Origin of the sequence: Pantoea sp. VS1 (assembly GCF_002207995.1) — a bacterium.
In the GTDB taxonomy this organism is placed as follows: Bacteria; Pseudomonadota; Gammaproteobacteria; order Enterobacterales; family Enterobacteriaceae; genus Pantoea; species Pantoea dispersa.
Genome location: NZ_NHZE01000183.1, coordinates 1 through 2,303, shown reverse-complemented (window position 1 = coordinate 2,303; position 2,303 = coordinate 1). Strand labels below are relative to the sequence as shown.

Below are 2,303 nucleotides of genomic sequence, written 5' to 3'. Positions count from 1 at the left end.
TGACGCCCTGGTGATTGAGAGCGGCGTGTTCGAAGGGCTGTCGGCTATATGGCATGAGCCGCAGGGGGCGAAGCGGGCGATGATGCTTATCAGCCTGATGGGCCGGCTGGTTGAGCTTGATCTGCGACGGGTGCGTGCGGAAGGGATTAAGTTCAGGCGGGTGGCTGCCGCCGGGCAGGAGGCAGCATGATCAGGACATTTAAAGGCCGCATGAACACGTGTCAGCGCCCGGGGTTGCATGCCCTGTCCCTGCTGCTGGTCATCAATACGGCCATCGTCGCCTGGGGGATGCGCACGGGGACCGTGGCTTTCCCCGGATGGCCATTCTGGCGTCTGTCCCTGGTGATTTCTGCCGGGATCATCGGGTGGCAGTGGCGCGCTGACTGCATTGAACAGGTTATGATTGCCGGCGTCATGGCGTTTATATGGGCATTGCTGCCGGTATGCTGGCTCGTTGTGGCGTTCTGGAACTGGCAGCTGCCTGCCATAGACCCCGGCTGGCCGGTTTATCCGTCGGTATTTTCATCGGTTATATGCTGGCTTCTCACCTTTCTTCAGATGCTGATTCGGGGGTGCAGATGAATACATCAGGCGAAAAACGCCGGCGCCGTCAGCTGGGAGAGATACGGGGCATGGTGGCCAGCTGGGAGCACGGCCACCTGCCTTATGCCGGCACGCTGGCTGTCTGCATGATGGCGTTGCTGGTACTGGCCGTGCTCTGGCGCGAATACGCTCACGGGCGGGTCTGGGCCGGCTGGCTGATGGTGCTGCCCGCCGTTGTTGCGGCTGCCGCTGTTGTCATGCGGCTGCGGGAGCCGCTTAACTGGCAGGACCTGATTGCCGAAAGGCTGGAGGTCTATCCATACCGGGACGTCAGGGCCTGGCGTGAACTGCAGCAGGTGGTGGCTGAGGCTGGTTTTATTTCGGTCCCCATGCTTGCCTGCTGGCTTGATAAAGAGATGCAGAACTTCCCGGCGCCCGCCCGGCGGCGGACCTTTGCTTTCACTGAGCGTGAACGGGATGAGCGCGGGGAATCTGACTGCAGGAGCCATCATGAATAAACGCACCCGCCGGGAGCAGCGTATCCGGCTCTGCGCGCTGCAGCTCCGCTACCGTAAAGCGTGGAAGACGCAGGCCAGCAGCTGCAGGCTCGCGGCGCTGCTCACCGAAATCGAGGTGATTCAGCACCGTCTTGCCGCAGACAGTGCTCAGACGGAGGCCGTATGCAGCTGAGTTTTCAGCGACTGGCGCTGTTCAGCCTGCTGGCCTGCTTCACCGCCGGTATAACGCTTATCCTGCACCAGCTCTGCTGAGTATCCCAAAAAAAGAATTATCGTGCCTTCACCAGGGCAACCCGCACCACCGGCATTATCACCGCACCACTCACTTTTATTACCGCTGCGGCCCGGCCGCCACTGAGGATATCCCCATGCAAAAACTCTTTGCGTGCGCACTGCTGTGCGCTGCGCTGACCGGCTGCGCCGGCATGAACTCTGACTTTGACTGTAACAAAACCGCCACGGACCAGTGCCTGTCGATGTCTGAGGCCAGCAAACTGGCATCAAAAGGAAAAAGCCTCGACGACCTGACCGCGCAGAAGGAGGCCGGCCCAAAGCCTGCCGCTGAGGCGCTGGCGACGCCCGGCAACGTGAAGCCCGCCGTTAATCCTTACCGCCCCGTGAGCGTGGCGACGCTGACTCCCCGTCCTGTCTCCGGGCAGGCGCTGAGCGCAGACAGTCTCCGTGCATCCACGGTGCCGGTTCGCGCAGCAACACCGGTGGTACCGGGTGATTACAGCGGACCGGGACAGGTAGACGCCCGCCGCATTCCTGACGCGACGCAACGCCTGTGGATCGCGCCGTGGGTCGACGAGCAGGACAGCTTCCATCAGCCCGCCGTGGTGGAGTTCGTGAAGCAGAAATCACGCTGGGACGAAGATTTCCGGGTTATCAGCGAGGGGGAGTAATGAAAAAACGCTTTTCTTTCCGTTCCGCGCATGAGCAGCGGGCATCTGCATCCTCTGCGGCCGCGTTGCATCACCGGGTCTGGCCCGGTATCAGTCTGCTGCAGGCGGATGTTTCATGCGGTCGTCATTTCATTATCAGCGGCACCACCGGCGCGGGCAAAAGCTTCCTGCTACAGGACGTGATGAACACCGCGTTGCGCACACCATTCGCAGGAGGTCAGCATGCTCAGTAACGTTCTCGAACACCTTGCCGGCATCTTCAGCAGCAGCCGGGACGAGGGCGGTACGAAAGACGCTGCCGCCCTGCTGCGCCAGAGCTTCAGCTATCCGTCCCTGA

At 61.6% G+C, this 2,303-nt stretch carries 4 protein-coding genes and 1 pseudogene; all 5 read left to right on the top strand.

Annotated features, from left to right (window positions below; genetic code table 11):
- A pseudogene (locus tag CBW22_RS25800) lies at positions 1-190 on the top strand (transcription/translation regulatory transformer protein RfaH); the annotation flags it as partial.
- 235 nt (positions 191-425) lie between these two features.
- Complete coding sequence (locus tag CBW22_RS25790) at positions 426-1,061, top strand: hypothetical protein (protein WP_141097395.1); 636 nt, start codon at positions 426-428, stop codon at positions 1,059-1,061.
- Positions 1,054-1,233, top strand: coding sequence for a hypothetical protein (locus tag CBW22_RS25785; protein WP_088518253.1), 180 nt, complete (start codon positions 1,054-1,056; stop codon positions 1,231-1,233). The genes CBW22_RS25790 and CBW22_RS25785 overlap by 8 nt, the downstream gene beginning before the upstream one ends.
- Before the next feature lie 196 nt (positions 1,234-1,429).
- Positions 1,430-1,966, top strand: a complete 537-nt coding sequence (traV, locus tag CBW22_RS25780; RefSeq protein ID WP_088518252.1) for a type IV conjugative transfer system lipoprotein TraV — start codon at positions 1,430-1,432, stop codon at positions 1,964-1,966.
- Positions 1,966-2,199 (top strand): hypothetical protein, encoded by a 234-nt coding sequence (locus CBW22_RS25775; RefSeq protein ID WP_088518251.1) that lies wholly within the window; start codon positions 1,966-1,968, stop codon positions 2,197-2,199. The genes traV and CBW22_RS25775 overlap by 1 nt, the downstream gene beginning before the upstream one ends.
- The last annotated feature ends 104 nt before the right edge of the window (positions 2,200-2,303 follow it).